The organism is Rhodovulum marinum (assembly GCF_004343075.1).
Classification (GTDB): Bacteria; Pseudomonadota; Alphaproteobacteria; order Rhodobacterales; family Rhodobacteraceae; genus Rhodovulum; species Rhodovulum marinum.
Genome location: NZ_SLXP01000012.1, coordinates 20,983 through 34,903 on the forward strand (window position 1 = coordinate 20,983; position 13,921 = coordinate 34,903).

The following is a 13,921-nucleotide window of genomic DNA, read 5'->3' on the forward strand; positions in this document are numbered from 1 at the left end:
TGATTTGTGAGTCAATCTAAAAACTGGACGCGTGTAACTTTGCGACATATAGATGAGGGCACCAAGTGACTCGCAAGAAGGGCAAGCAGCTGAACTGGGGTGTCGAACGTCGATATGAGTTCATCGAGTTTCGCCTGTTCTGGCAGGGGCGGATAAATCGAGGGGATTTGATGGACGCGTTCGGGGTTTCAACACAGCAGGCATCGCTGGACCTGAATGCCTATATCGATCAGGCCAAGCGGAACCTCGTCTATGACAAGAGCCTGCGCACCTACCTGCGCGGCAAACAATTCAAGCCCAAATATCTCAAGCCGGATGCAGAGGAGTACTTCGCACAGCTGCGGGCCGTCGATCAGGGACTGGTGAGCGCGGCGCAAAGCTGGATCAGCGTCTTTCCGGGCTTTGGAGCAACGCCGACACCTGCCCGAGGCGTGGCGCCGGAAACGCTGCGCGATGTTCTTGCGGCGATCCGTTTGCCGGCCGCCTTACAGGTGACCTATCAGTCGATGTCACGCCCTGAGCCAAACGCGCGCTGGATTGAACCTCACGCTCTCGCATTTGACGGCTTTCGTTGGCATGCCCGTGCGTTTTGCCAGAATGACCAGGTCTTCAAGGATTTCCTCCTCTCACGCATTGTGGAGGTCGGGGACCAAGGGCCTGTTACGTCGGACCCTGGCTCCGATGCCGCTTGGCACACAGACGTCGTGCTCGAAATTGGGCCGCATCCGGACCTCTCCGACAACCAACGCCGCGCGATAGAGATGGATTACGGCATGGAGGCAGGCCACGCGCAGATCGTGGTCCGGCACGCGCTGTTGTTCTACGCGCTTAAGAGGCTGGGGCTTGATACCGATCCCGCCGCTCGAAAACCGCAGGACCAGCAGATCGTGCTGTTGAATCGAGACGAGGTCGTTGGATGACCATGGCAGCACGAAAAGCAGACTTCGGAGCAAACCATCAGCCCTACAAAATGTCCTTCACCTCTGGGGGGTTGTTTCTGAACGAGAGCGTGATCGTCGCCGAACTGCACGTGGTTGGTGAAGATTGGAAAGTAACGCTTTCACGCGCGCTCGAAGAGGGAGCGACGTCTTTGCCGAAGGCGGCTTCAAACCGGCGCACCCTCCGCGAAATCGTCAACCGCCTGATGACGCTGACCGAAGACGAAATCCGTTTTTTCGTCAGTGGGCCCGGTCGACAAGAACAACAACACCTACTGTGGATCGCCACATGTCGGGCTTACAGGTTCGTGCGTGAGTTCGCTGTTGAGGTCATTTGTGATCGGTATCTCGCCTATCAACTGGACCTGCCGCTCGAGAGCTTCGACATATTCTTTGATGCCAAAGCCGATTGGAATGAGGGGTTGGCCTCGATCAGCGACAGCACCCGCAACAAGCTCCGGCAGATCCTGTTCCGAATGATGCGGGAAGCTGGCGTTATCTCTGGCGATAATCGGATCCAGTCGACTTATCTCTCGGCGCAGTTCCGGCAGATAATCGAGGCGACCGACCCCACCGATCTTGCGGTGTTCCCTGGCGTTGCGATCGAGGGAGGCTCATTATGATCCCGCAGTTGTCACGCAAGGAACGCGCCGAGCACCTCTACCGGGTCATCACCAGCGAACGGTTCCTGACCAAGCAAGGCCTCGGCAACGAAGTGCCATTTTTCATCTGCCCGTTCCCGGCGGAAGAAGGCGTCACTATGATCGAGGACCGGCGCGACCTGATCGAGCGGATCGCCCATGCGGGCGTGACAGCGCTCGACCTGAGCCTCTACGAAATCTCCCTTGGGCTTCTCGAGGAACGCGGCATCCTCGAAGACGTCCTTGCCGCAGAGCCTGAGATGGACAAGTCAGAGCTGCGAGAGCTTTTGCAGGGCGTTCTTGATGTCCATGAACACCTGATCCCAAAGATTGGTGCGGCTATCGCCGCTCAGCCGCATGACGTGATCTTTCTCTCCGGTGTGGGCGAAGTCTATCCGTATATCCGCTCGCACAATGTGCTCAACAACCTCCAGAGCACCGCCAAAGACAAGCCAACAGTCCTGTTCTTTCCCGGCAGCTACACTCACTCCACAGCGACGGGGGGATCCCTCGATCTCTTCGGGTTGCTGCATGACGACAAATATTACCGTGCTTTTAACATTCTGAACTACGAGGTCTGACCGGATGGCCACTGCTCTGAGAAACATTTTCGCCAAGCCTGTCGACCGCCCGATTGATGGCGTGATCAAGGCTGACGATGAAGCAAGCCTGCGCATCGAACTCGACGAGTATGTCATCACCGATGAAATTGGCAAACGCCTCGAGACCTTCCTTGATGCCTATAATAACTACGACACCGCCAATGGGGTCTGGATCTCTGGCTTCTTTGGCTCCGGTAAGTCGCACCTCCTGAAGATGCTGGCCCTTCTCATGGAAAACCGAGAAGTCGATGGCACGCGGGCTTTTGACATTTTCGAGGATAAGCTGACCGATCAGCCCATGCTTTTGGGCGCTTTGCGCAAGGCGGTCTCCGTGCCCTCAAAGTCGATCCTTTTCAACATCGACCAGAAGGCAGATGTTATCTCCAAGACCGATGTGGATGCGCTACTCTCAGTGTTCCAGAAGGTCTTTGACGAGGCCTGCGGCTACTACGGCAAGCTGCCCCATATCGCGCAGTTTGAGCGTGACCTCGATGATCGCGGCCAGCTGGCTGCGTTTAAGGATGCCTATGCGGCTGCTGCTGGCAAGCCTTGGGAGCGCGGCCGTGAACAGGCAGCGCTCGAGCGTAAGAACATTGCCACCGCCTTCGCATCCGTGACAGGTGGCGACCCAGCAGATGCGACAGACATTCTGGGTCAGTATCGCGCTGACACTCGAGTTTCGATCGAGGACTTTGCCAACAAGGTGAAGGGTTGGATCGACAAGCAGGCGCCGAAGTTCCGGCTGAACTTTTTCGTGGACGAAGTAGGCCAGTACATCGCTGAAAACGTCAAATTGATGACGAACCTGCAAACCATCGCCGAAAGCCTTAATACGAAATGCAAAGGCCAGGCTTGGGTCATCGTGACCTCACAGCAGGACATGGAAGCTATCATCGGGGACGGAAAGGCATTTCAGTCGCAGGACTTCTCGAAGATCATGGCGCGTTTTGGCGTGAAGATGCCTCTGAACTCTGCCGACGTGGCTGAGGTCATCCAGCGCCGCCTTCTGTCGAAGACCGACGAAGGCCAGGTGCGGCTCGGCAACCTGCATGACCGCGAGGAGAACAACCTCAAGACCTTGTTTGATTTTACGGATGGGTCGATCAAGCTGAAGAACTTTGACGGGCGCGCTCATTTTGTCTCGAGCTACCCGTTCCCCCCGTATCAATACATGCTGTTCCAGATGGCGATCACGTCGCTCTCGCAGCACAACGCCTTTGAGGGCAAGCACAGCTCGGTCGGCGAACGCTCGATGCTGGGTGTGTTCCAGGAGGTCGCTAAGAAGATGGCAGACCAGCCCGTGGGCGGCCTTGCCACGTTCGATCTTATGTTCGAGGGCATCCGCACCGCCCTGAAGTCCGCCGTCCAACAGTCGATCCAGATTGCCGAGAAGGAAATCCAGGACATCGACCCTTTCGCAGTCCGGGTGCTGAAAGCGCTCTTCCTTGTCAAATACGTCAAGGAGTTCAAGCCAACAGTGCGCAACATCGGCGTCCTTTTGCTCTCTGAGTTCGATACTGATCAGAACAAACAACGCCGCAAGATTGAGGAGGCGCTGTCCTTCCTCGAACGAAACACGCTTATCCAGCGCAATGGCGAGGTCTACGAGTTCCTGACAAACGAGGAAAAGGATGTCGAGGCCGAGATCAAGGCGCTCGATGTCGACCCGTCCGAGCTGTCGAAGGAAATGGAGACGCTGGCATTTGATACGATCCTGCGCCATCGCAAGATCAAGCATCTGACCACCGGCAATGAATACAGCTTCAGCCGTAAACTAGACGATCACCTTTTGGGCCGGGAGCATGAGCTCTCGATCAATCTGATTAGCCCGGGCTTGTTGCACATATCGGTGAGAGGGATTCATCTCGGGAATCCTGATGGTTAGATCGATGGCATGCCCAAGCCTGCCAACACCCGCTACCGCACGACGAACTGGTCCGACTATAACGCCGCCCTGAAACGGCGAGGATCGCTGGCCATCTGGTTCGATCCGGCAATGCCCTGGAAGGCAGGCCGAAGCGGCAAGCGTGGCCATCCCGAGACCTTCTCCGACAGCGCCATTCAGACCTGTCTCACGCTGAAAGTCCTGTTCGGCCTGCCGCTTCGGCAGACCGTCGGCCTCGTTGCGAGCTTGATCGAGATGGCCGGTCTCGACTGGCCTGTGCCCGACTATTCGACGCTATGCCGGCGTCAGGCACGGATCCAGGTGCAGATCCCGTATCGGCGCTTGGGCCAGCCACTGAACCTCCTAATCGACAGCACAGGCATCCGTTTTCGCGGCGACGGCGAATGGCTGTCGCGCAAGCATGGCGCGACGCGCAGACGCGAATGGCGCAAGGTCCATCTGGCGATGGACACGGCCACAGGCGACATCCGTGCGGTCGAATTCACCTCGAGCAGGCAGGGTGACAGCCCGATCCTTCCGGAGCTGCTGGCGCAGATCCCGGCGGGCGAAGAAATCGACACTGTCACCGCCGACGGCGCCTATGACACGCGCCGCTGCCATGCCGCGATCCTCGAGCATGGAGCCGACCCGATCATACCGATCCGCCGCAATGGACGCGCCTGGAAACCCGATTGTCCCGCCGCGATATCTCGAAACGAGATCCTGCAAGCGACACAATGTCTGGGTCGGTCCATCTGGAAGAAATGGGCCGGCTATCACGCCCGAAGTCGTGTCGAAGCCCAAATGAACCGCCTCAAGCTTTTCGGCGACCGGATCATGTCACGAGATCCCGACCGCCAGACCGCCGAAATCCAGATCCGTATCGCCATCATGAACCGCTGCTCGGCCCTGGGACGGGCCGAGATCGAAGCCATCGCCTGAAACAGGCGGGGAAAGGGGCTGATCATCCTGGCGTCCGATTAGTGCAACAAGGTCATGCCCGCTGCTCCACCGATCGTCAGGATCTGACGGCGCAGCGTGCTGCCCTTGCAGAGCTTGGGGTCACCGAAGACCGCATCTACACAGATCACGGTCTGACCGGCACGAACCGCGACCGGCCCGGTCTCGCCCAGGCCCTCACCGCCGTGCGCGCAGGCGACGTGTTTGTCGTGCCGAAGCTTGACCGCCTCGCGCGCTCGGTCCCCGACGCACGAGCCATCGCGGAACAGTTGGAAAAGAAGGGCGTCAAGCTTGCCCTCGGCGCATCGGTCTACGATCCGACCGACCCGATGGGAAAGATGTTCTTCAACATCCTCGCCACCTTCGCCGAGTTCGAGGCCGACCTCATCCGCATGCGCACCCGCGAAGGTATGGCCATCGCCCGCGCCAAGGGCAAACTCCGGGGAAAGCAGCCGAAACTCTCGGAAAAACAACAAAAAGAACTGAGCCGGATGCACGCCTCCGGCGAATATTCCATCAGCGATCTAGCTGAGCTCTTCTCTGTCTCAAGACCGACCGTCTACAGAACGCTGCAGCGAAATTCCCCAAAAATTAAGCCTTAGCGTAGGATTCTGCCCCCTCCGGCATCAGACCCCAGGCTTCGCTACTGCGATGCCAGACGAGGATGCGCTTTTCCAACGCCGTGATCCGAGCGGTCGCATCCCCTATCTGGCCTGCAAGATGGGAGAGGGTTTCCCGTTCAAGTGGCGACAACCGGTCGTCATCGGCCTTCACGACTTCCAGCAGCTCGGTCACGCCGGTTCTGCCAACGGCGGCGACATGGCCGATCTCCGCCAGGTGCGCACGGAAGGCGTTGATGAGCATGGTTCTCTGCCGGATCAGCAGATCCCGGGCTCGGTGCAGCATGAGAGCGGCCTGCTGGTCCCGCGATTTCACCGGCACGAAACGCATGTCAGGGCGCCCAACCGCTTCGCAGATCGCCGCAGCATCAGCAGCATCGTTCTTCTGCCGCTTCAGATAGGCCTTCACATATTTTGGTGGCATCAGCCGGACTTCATGGCCAAGCGCAGCTATTTCTCGGGCCCAGTAGTGCGCAGTGGCGCATGCTTCCATGCCGACAAGGCAAGGTTCAAGCTTTCCAAAGAAGGCCAAAACCTGGGACCTGCGCAGCTTGCGCGATATGAGCTGCCTTTCGGCGGGGCAGACGCCATGGACGTGGAACACGTTTTTTGCGATGTCGATTCCGATCCTCGCGATCATTCTCTCAGCCTCCTGGTTGGACAGGCCTGCTGCAATTTTTACGATTTCGCGCCGTCTGCGGCGCGCGCCCACTTCCCTGAAGCAGCCCCCGTCAGCGCGGCAGCGCAGGGACGGAGATGGTCAGCACCATCACCGGCCGCGCCACGAACCCCACCATCTGCGGCGCCGGACCCACCGCTTATAGGGTGGGTACTCGTTTCGATCGAGCAGGCCCGCGAGGCATTCTCGCACGGTGCTCGCCTCCTCCGGTTCGAGGACAGGAGCGAGCCTTAGGTCGCAATAGCTTGCAACCCTGTGCGGGATCAGGGACGAACGAGTTGATTTCATTGCCTGTCTTCCGATAGTCGCGGGGCGGCTGAGCTAGCGGAAGTATCGGCGCAACGGAAGAGCGTCGCTGCATCTTCTGATTGCGGGTTCAGTGAGAGCAATCAGGCTCTAGCGTAGTGCTGCGTCGTTGCAGATCGTACTCTGTCGTAGAATATCGTGCAAAATCGTAGAAATGGTTGCGGGGGCGCGCAACCTACGAGACCGACACTCGATCCAAGCGGCCATCTGACCGACCGTATATAGCCGCCTGAAAGCACCTGAGGCGTCCGATCAATCGTGTTGAAATCTCCGCACGAAACGCGGAAATCCCAACATAACTTATACAGGATCGCAGTTGGCAAGCTGACTTGGATAGTGGTCTAGATGGGACGCCAGCCGAATACCCCATCTGAACAACCAGGCAGCATTGCGTTCATCAGGGCGGTTTGCAGCATCTGTCGCTGATCCGCCTCGGGGATAGCCAGCAAATCCGCAGGCCCGAAAATCGCACGATGGGTCACGAAACCGCTGAGAAGGCTAAGCGCGAAATGCGCCCGTCCCGGATCCGCATGGCCAAACGCCCTGCTTAGAGGCAGGGCTAGTGACGTGCCAAAGAATTGCGCAATGATCGCCCGCGCCTCGCTGCAGAGGCTGGACTGTGTCAGTAAATGAAGCGGCCTGACATCTTCTACCTTGCGCGGATCACGCAGGAAGGCCAGATCGCAGATCCGGTTGATCATGGTCGCGCCATCGGGGTCCCCTGCGGCGATGTCATCGAGGGGCGCAAGCGCCAGCAAGGCCTGACGGAATATCTCGGCCTTCGACCCGAAGGCGCGATGGACATAGGCCACATCGACCCCAGCCGCGGCGGCGATGTCGCGCAGGCTGGTGTCGGAATAGGGCATCCGCGCGAAAAGCAGCATCGCCGATGCAAGAATGCGTTCTTTCCCGGTTGCCTGCCCCGGCATGCGGTCGGTCGAGTTGGCTGAGTTGAGCGTCCTTGGCATGGGTGGCTTGTGTTCGTCCGGTGGCTTCGACGCGAAGAAACTGAAAATGCTGCCCCGGAGCAGAGGTGCGGCAAGGTGCAGCCCAGACCGGGTCGTGTTGTTTAGCTGGTTTTTCAACAGCAAACAACCAGCAGCCGCTTTTGCGCGACAATACAGGTTTTTACCCTGTCATCGAGCGTTGACAACAGGGGAGCGTAGGGCGAAAACCGCATCGGGACATGCGCGAAGCATCCATCAGCACAGCAATCAGAGGCAGATCATGGCAAAGCCCGGCAGAAACACCATTATTCTGGGCGGCCTGGCCGTTGTCGCCGTGCTTGGCTGGCTGGCCTGGGACCGGCTGCAACCCGCCGGTCTGCCGGCGGGTTTTGCCAGCGCCAATGGCCGGATCGAGGCGACCGAGGTGGATATCGCGGCGCTCACCGGCGGCCGAATCGCCGAAATCACCGCTGCCGAAGGTGACATGGTCAGCGCAGGCGATGTGCTGGTGCAGATGGACGTGGTGCAGCTGAACGCACAAAAACGTCAGGCCGAAGCGCAGCTTGCCCGCGCCGAAATCGGCGTCGAGACAGCAAGGGCGCTGGTCGCTCAGGCCGAGGCACAAGAGCGCGCGGCCCGGGCCGCGGTTGATCAGGCAGGCTCGGTTGCCGATGCCGCGTCGCGCAGGCTTGAACGCTCTGAGCAGCTTGCAAAGACCAGTGCGATCTCGCAGCAGGTGCTGGATGATGACCGCGCCCGGGACGCCCAGGCCCGCGCCGGTGTGGCCTCGGCCGAAGCCAGCCATGCGGCAGCGCTGGCGGGGGTCAGCAGCGCGCAGGCGCAGGTGGTCGATGCAAGTGCGGCCGTCGAGGCGGCAAAGGCGTCGATTGATGCGATCCAGGCCTCTCTGGACGACGCCACGCTGAAAGCGCCGCGCACGGGCCGGATCCAGTATCGCATCGCACAAGAGGGCGAGATTGTCGGCTCTGGCGGGCGGATCCTCAGCCTTGTCGATCTGGGCGATGTCTATATGACGGTTTTTCTGCCGACATCGCAGGTCGGCCGGGTGCAGGTCGGATCAGAGGTGCGCCTTGTCATGGATGCGGCGCGGGAATTCGTGATCCCGGCCACGGTTTCCTATGTTGCCGATGTGGCGCAGTTCACGCCAAAGACGGTCGAGACCGCCGATGAGCGCGAAAAGCTGATGTTCCGCGTCCGTGCCCGCATCGACCCCGAGCTGCTGTCGCGGCATATCGAATATGTCAAAACCGGCCTGCCGGGCATGGCCTATCTGCGGCTTGATCCGGATGCCGCCTGGCCTGACTTTCTTTCCAATGTCGTGAAATGACCGGCTCAGTTGCCGGGGTCTCCGGCCTGACGCTGCGCTATGGCAAGGTCACGGCGCTTGACAATGTGACGCTGGAGATCCCTGAGGGGCGCATGGTCGGGCTGATTGGGCCAGACGGGGTCGGAAAGTCCAGCCTTCTGTCGCTGCTGGCCGGGGCACGTGTGATCCAGCAGGGCAAGGTCGAGGTTCTGGGCGGCGATATGCGCGATGTGGCGCATCGCAACCGCGTCTGCCCCCGCACCGCCTATATGCCGCAGGGTCTGGGCAAGAACCTCTACCCGACGCTTTCGGTCGAAGAGAACCTTGATTTCTTCGGCTCGCTTTTCGGTCATGACAAGGCCGAACGCGAGCGGCGGATCACCGATCTGCTGGCTGCGACCGGCATGACGCCGTTCCGGTCGCGCCCGGCGTCAAAGCTGTCGGGCGGCATGAAGCAAAAGCTGGGTCTGTGCTGCGCGCTGATCCATGATCCCGATTTCCTGATTCTTGACGAGCCGACCACCGGCGTCGATCCGCTGTCGCGCCGCCAGTTCTGGGATCTGATCGACCGCATCCGCGCGACACGGCCGGGGATGAGCGTGATCACCGCCACCGCCTATATGGAAGAGGCCGCGCGCTTCGACTGGCTGGTTGCGATGAATGCGGGCCGGGTGCTGGCCACCGGCACCACCAGCGATCTGCTGTCGCGGACCGGGGCCGACACGCTTGATGCAGCCTTCATCGCGCTTTTGCCCGAAGAAGACCGGGGCGAAGACAGTGCCGTGGTGATCCCGCCGCGGACCACCGATGACAGCGATATCGCCATCGAGGCCGAGGGGCTGACGCAGCGCTTTGGCGATTTCGTGGCGGTCGACAATGTTTCCTTCCGCATCCCCAGGGGTGAGATTTTCGGCTTTCTGGGTTCGAACGGCTGCGGCAAGACGACGACGATGAAGATGCTCACCGGGCTTCTGGAGCCGAGTGAGGGCCGGGCAAAGCTTTTCGGCCATGAGGTCGATGCAAGCGATCTGTCGGTGCGCCGCCGGGTCGGGTTCATGTCGCAGGCCTTCTCGCTCTATTCCGAGCTGACGGTGCGTCAGAACCTTGATCTGCACGCGCGGCTTTTCGATATGGCGGCCGAGAAGATCCCCGCCAGGGTTGACGAGATGATCGCCCGGTTCGATCTGGGCGACGTGACCGACAGCCTGCCCGAGGCGTTGCCGCTGGGTATCCGCCAGCGGCTTTCGCTGGCGGTGGCGATGATCCATGCGCCCGAGATCCTGATCCTTGACGAGCCGACCTCGGGGGTGGACCCGGTGGCGCGCAACGGCTTCTGGCGCATTCTGGCGGAACTTTCGCGCAAGGATGGCGTGACGATCTTTGTCTCGACCCATTTCATGAACGAGGCGGAATGGTGCGACCGCATCAGCCTGATGCATGCGGGCAAGGTGCTGGCCTCGGACACCGCCGAGGGGATCACGAAAGCCAAAGGTTGCGCCACGCTGGAAGACGCGTTCATCGCCTATCTTGAAGAGGCGATTGGCGAGACGGCACCCGCCCCCGCCGCTGCGCCCGAGGCCCCCGCAGCCGGGGTGACCCATCACGCGCAGCAATCCGGCTTCAGCCTGCGGCGACTGCTTAGCTATTCGCAGCTGGAAAGCCTGCAATTGCAGCGCGATCCGATCCGGCTGACCATGGCGTTGGTCGGCAGCCTTCTTCTGATGATCGTGGTGGGGCTGGGCATCAACATGGATGTCGAGGATCTGACCTTCGCCGCCCTTGACCGCGACCAGACCACCACCAGCCGCAATTATATCGCCGATATTGCGGGATCGCGCTATTTCATCGAACAGCCGGCCCTGACAAGTTACGACGAGATCGACGCAAGAATGCGCTCGGGCGAGCTGGCGCTGGCGATCGAGATCCCGCCCGGCTTTGCCGCCGATATCGCGGCAGGCAGGGATGTGCAGGTCGGGGCCTGGTTCGACGGCGCCAACCCCAGCCGCGCCAATACGGTGCAGGGCTATGTGCAGGGCATGCATGCCGACTGGATCACACGTCAGGCGCGTCAGCTTTACGGTGACAAGGCGAGCGGCGGCAGTTTCGAACTGGTGACCCGATACCGCTACAACCCCGACGTGCGCAGCCTGAATGCGATGGTCCCGGCGATCATCCCGCTGCTTTTGCTGATGATCCCGGCGATCCTGACCACGCTTTCGGTCGCGCGTGAACGCGAACTGGGCTCGATCATCAATTTCTACGTCACGCCGGTGACGCGGCTGGAATTTCTGCTTGGCAAACAGCTGCCCTATATCGCGCTGGCCATGCTGAATTTCTTCCTGATGATGGCCATGGCGGTCACATTCTTCGCAGTGCCCTTCAACGGCAGTTTTCTGGGCTTTACCCTTTCGGCGCTGATCTATGTCACCGCGACCACGGCGCTTGGTTTTCTGGTGTCGGTCTTCATCGCAAGTCAGGTCGCGGCGCTGTTCGCGACCGCCATGCTGACGATGATCCCGGCGGTCAGCTATTCGGGTTTGATCTACCCGGTCTCTTCGCTGTCGGGTTTTGGCCGGGTTCTGGGCGAGATCTACCCCTCGACCTGGTTTATCACCGCCGCGCGGGGGGCTTTCTCCAAGGCCTTCGGAATGGCGGAACTGGCCGGGCCGATGCTGGCCATGGGCATCGCCATTCCGGTGATTATCGGGCTGGCGGCGGCCTTCCTGGAAAAACAGGCGAAGTGAGGGGCGGATGAACCTGCGCAACACCTTCAATCTGGGCGTCAAGGAATTGCGCGGGCTCTGGCGCGATCCGGTGATGCTGGTGCTGATCGTCTATTCCTTTTCGCTCTCGATCTGGACCTCTGCGAACGTCTCGCCCGAGGCGCTGACGAATGCCGCGATCTCGATCGTGGATGAGGATCAGTCGCATCTCTCCGCCCGCATCACCTCGGCCTTTTATCCGCCCTATTTTGTCGAGCCGCAGATGACCACGACGGCCGAGATGGATCGGCGGATGGATCAGGGGCTGGATACTTTTGCGCTGAACATCCCACCGGATTTCGCGCGCGATGTGCTGGCCGGAAAAAACCCGGCGATCCAGCTGAATATCGACGCGACAAGGATGAGCCAGGCCTTCACCGGCGGCGGCTATATCCAGCAGATCGTGTCCTCCGAGGTTTCGGAATATGTGGCGGGCTACCGGGCCGAGACCGCGCTGCCGGTCGATCTGGCGCTCCGCGCGCGGTATAATCCCTCGCTGGATCCGAAGTGGTTCGGCGCGATTTCCGCCGTGATCCGGTCGATCACCATGCTGTCGCTGGTGCTGACCGGCGCGGCGCTGATCCGCGAAAAGGAACATGGCACGGTCGAGCACCTGCTGGTCATGCCCGTCACCACGACCGAGATCATGTTTTCCAAGATCTGGTCGATGGGGCTGGTGGTGCTGCTGGGGTCGATCTTTTCGCTAAGTGTTGTGGTGCAGGCGCTGATGGCGGTTCCGGTGCAGGGCTCGGTCGTGCTGTTTCTTGCGGGCGCGGTGCTGATGGTTTTCGCCATGACGGGGCTTGGAATTTTCCTTGCCACCATCGCCGGGTCGATGCCGCAATTCGCGCTTTTGCTGATGATGGCGCTTTTGCCGCTGCAGGTGCTGTCAGGCGCGATGACGCCGCGGGAATCCATGCCAGAGATCATCCAGACCATCATGCTTGCAGCCCCCAACACGCATTTCATCATCCTCTCGCAGGGCATCTTGTTCCGAGGTGCGGGGCTTGACGTGGTCTGGCCCCAGTTCGCGGCGCTGGCGGCGATCGGGGTGGCGCTGTTCTGGCTGGCACTGATACGATTCAAGAAATTCCTGCGGTAAGGCATATGTTGGGCCGCCTGCTTCTGATCCTGACGCTTGCGCTTGCAGGCTGCGCTGCGCGTCCGGGGCCGGAAGTTCTGGCCCCCGATGCCGGTGCCCTGCCCGAGGGCGCCCGCCTTGTCCGGGTGCTGACCATGACCACCCGCGCGCCCGAGGCAAATCTGCCGGGGGCCTTTGGCGACTCTCGCTCCATCCGGCCAAGCTGGCTGGAATACGAGGTCTCGGTGCCGCCTGGCCATCGGCCGGGAAAGATTGAATGGCCGGATCGCAATGGCAGCAGCGCCGACCGGAATTTCGTGATGCGCAGCCGGCAGACGCTTAGCCGTGACGCCTTTGCAAAGCGTCTCTCGCGCGAGGGGGTCGGGCTTTATGTCCACGGCTTCAACACCCGCTTTCATGAGGCCTTGTTCCGTACCGCGCAGCTTTCGGTCGATGCGCATATCGAGGAAAAGCCCGTCCTTTTTACATGGCCCTCGGCAGGCTATCCGGGCGCCTATCTGGCTGATCGTGACGCGTCTGACTTTTCCCGCGCGGCGCTTGCCGATCTGCTGCGGCTTTTGACAAAGGGTCGGTCCGCTTCCGACGCGGTGCCGGTGCTGGCTCACAGCATGGGCGCGCGGCTGACGATGGAGACGCTGGTGCAACTGCGTCTTGCCGGGCGGGACGATGTGCTGGACCGGATCGAGGTCATCCTTGCCGCCCCGGATATTGATATCGATCTTTTCCGCGCCCAGATGGTCAGCCTTGGGCCGATGAAGCATCCCATCACGGTGCTCGTCTCCTCGGACGATCTGGCGCTGAAACTGTCGTCGCGGCTTTCGGCACGTCGGATACGGCTTGGGCTTGTCGATGTGCGTGATCCGGCGGTCCAGCGCCTGGCGGTCGCGACCGGAATACGGATCGTGGATATTACCGATATTCCGACCGATGATCCCGCCCACAGCCGCTATGTCGGCCTGCTTTCCGGCGAGGCCGGGGCTGTGGTTGAAAACACCCTTTTCGATGAGGTACGCTTGGCGGGGGCCTTTGTCTTCAATCAGGTCGGTGGTGTCTTCACTGGCATCGGTGATGTGCTGGCGGATTGAGGCCGCGGCCTTGGCCCGGCGTTGGTGCCAGCGGCATTGGCCGGGTCATGGCCTCGACGTCGCGCCG

At 60.7% G+C, this 13,921-nt stretch carries 12 protein-coding genes; 10 read left to right on the forward strand and 2 right to left on the reverse strand.

What is annotated here, in order from left to right; translation table 11 throughout:
• Positions 1-65: 65 nt before the first annotated feature.
• Genes EV662_RS15585 through EV662_RS15610 form a run of 6 tightly spaced genes read left to right on the forward strand, consistent with a single transcriptional unit; the run spans position 66 to position 5,628 of the window.
• Complete coding sequence (locus EV662_RS15585; RefSeq protein ID WP_132464595.1) at positions 66-920, forward strand: BrxR family helix-turn-helix transcriptional regulator; 855 nt, start codon at positions 66-68, stop codon at positions 918-920.
• Entirely contained in the window at positions 917-1,561 is a 645-nt protein-coding gene (locus EV662_RS15590) for a DUF1819 family protein (protein WP_132464598.1), read from the forward strand. The genes EV662_RS15585 and EV662_RS15590 overlap by 4 nt, the downstream gene beginning before the upstream one ends.
• Entirely contained in the window at positions 1,558-2,160 is a 603-nt protein-coding gene (locus tag EV662_RS15595; RefSeq protein ID WP_132464600.1) for a DUF1788 domain-containing protein, read from the forward strand. The genes EV662_RS15590 and EV662_RS15595 overlap by 4 nt, the downstream gene beginning before the upstream one ends.
• Positions 2,161-2,164: 4 nt before the next feature.
• Positions 2,165-4,066 (forward strand): BREX system P-loop protein BrxC, encoded by a 1,902-nt coding sequence (brxC, locus tag EV662_RS15600; RefSeq protein WP_243695875.1) that lies wholly within the window; start codon positions 2,165-2,167, stop codon positions 4,064-4,066.
• Positions 4,067-4,075: 9 nt separating this feature from the next.
• Entirely contained in the window at positions 4,076-5,008 is a 933-nt protein-coding gene (locus EV662_RS15605; protein WP_132464603.1) for an IS5 family transposase, read from the forward strand.
• Positions 5,009-5,049: 41 nt separating this feature from the next.
• Positions 5,050-5,628 carry a recombinase family protein gene (locus EV662_RS15610; RefSeq protein ID WP_207903634.1) on the forward strand — a complete coding sequence of 193 codons (579 nt, stop codon included), beginning with the start codon at positions 5,050-5,052 and terminating at the stop codon, positions 5,626-5,628.
• On the opposite strand, the gene EV662_RS15615 is transcribed toward EV662_RS15610, so the two are convergent.
• Complete coding sequence (locus EV662_RS15615) at positions 5,618-6,286, reverse strand: IS110 family RNA-guided transposase (RefSeq protein WP_425057042.1); 669 nt, start codon at positions 6,284-6,286, stop codon at positions 5,618-5,620. The genes EV662_RS15610 and EV662_RS15615 overlap by 11 nt on opposite strands.
• Positions 6,287-6,972: 686 nt before the next feature.
• The gene (locus EV662_RS15620; protein WP_165915621.1) at positions 6,973-7,722 is read right to left on the reverse strand and encodes a TetR/AcrR family transcriptional regulator; all 750 of its coding nucleotides are present in this window, start codon (positions 7,720-7,722) and stop codon (positions 6,973-6,975) included.
• Positions 7,723-7,858: 136 nt separating this feature from the next.
• Here EV662_RS15620 and EV662_RS15625 point away from each other — a divergent pair, with 136 nt between their 5' ends.
• Genes EV662_RS15625 through EV662_RS15640 form a run of 4 tightly spaced genes read left to right on the forward strand, consistent with a single transcriptional unit; the run spans position 7,859 to position 13,854 of the window.
• The gene (locus tag EV662_RS15625) at positions 7,859-8,926 is read left to right on the forward strand and encodes an HlyD family secretion protein (protein ID WP_035745651.1); all 1,068 of its coding nucleotides are present in this window, start codon (positions 7,859-7,861) and stop codon (positions 8,924-8,926) included.
• Entirely contained in the window at positions 8,923-11,649 is a 2,727-nt protein-coding gene (gene rbbA / locus EV662_RS15630) for a ribosome-associated ATPase/putative transporter RbbA (protein WP_132464608.1), read from the forward strand. The genes EV662_RS15625 and rbbA overlap by 4 nt, the downstream gene beginning before the upstream one ends.
• A 7-nt stretch (positions 11,650-11,656) precedes the next feature.
• Positions 11,657-12,769 carry an ABC transporter permease gene (locus EV662_RS15635; RefSeq protein ID WP_068767091.1) on the forward strand — a complete coding sequence of 371 codons (1,113 nt, stop codon included), beginning with the start codon at positions 11,657-11,659 and terminating at the stop codon, positions 12,767-12,769.
• Positions 12,770-12,774: 5 nt separating this feature from the next.
• Entirely contained in the window at positions 12,775-13,854 is a 1,080-nt protein-coding gene (locus EV662_RS15640) for an alpha/beta hydrolase (protein ID WP_068767092.1), read from the forward strand.
• Positions 13,855-13,921 lie beyond the last annotated feature (67 nt).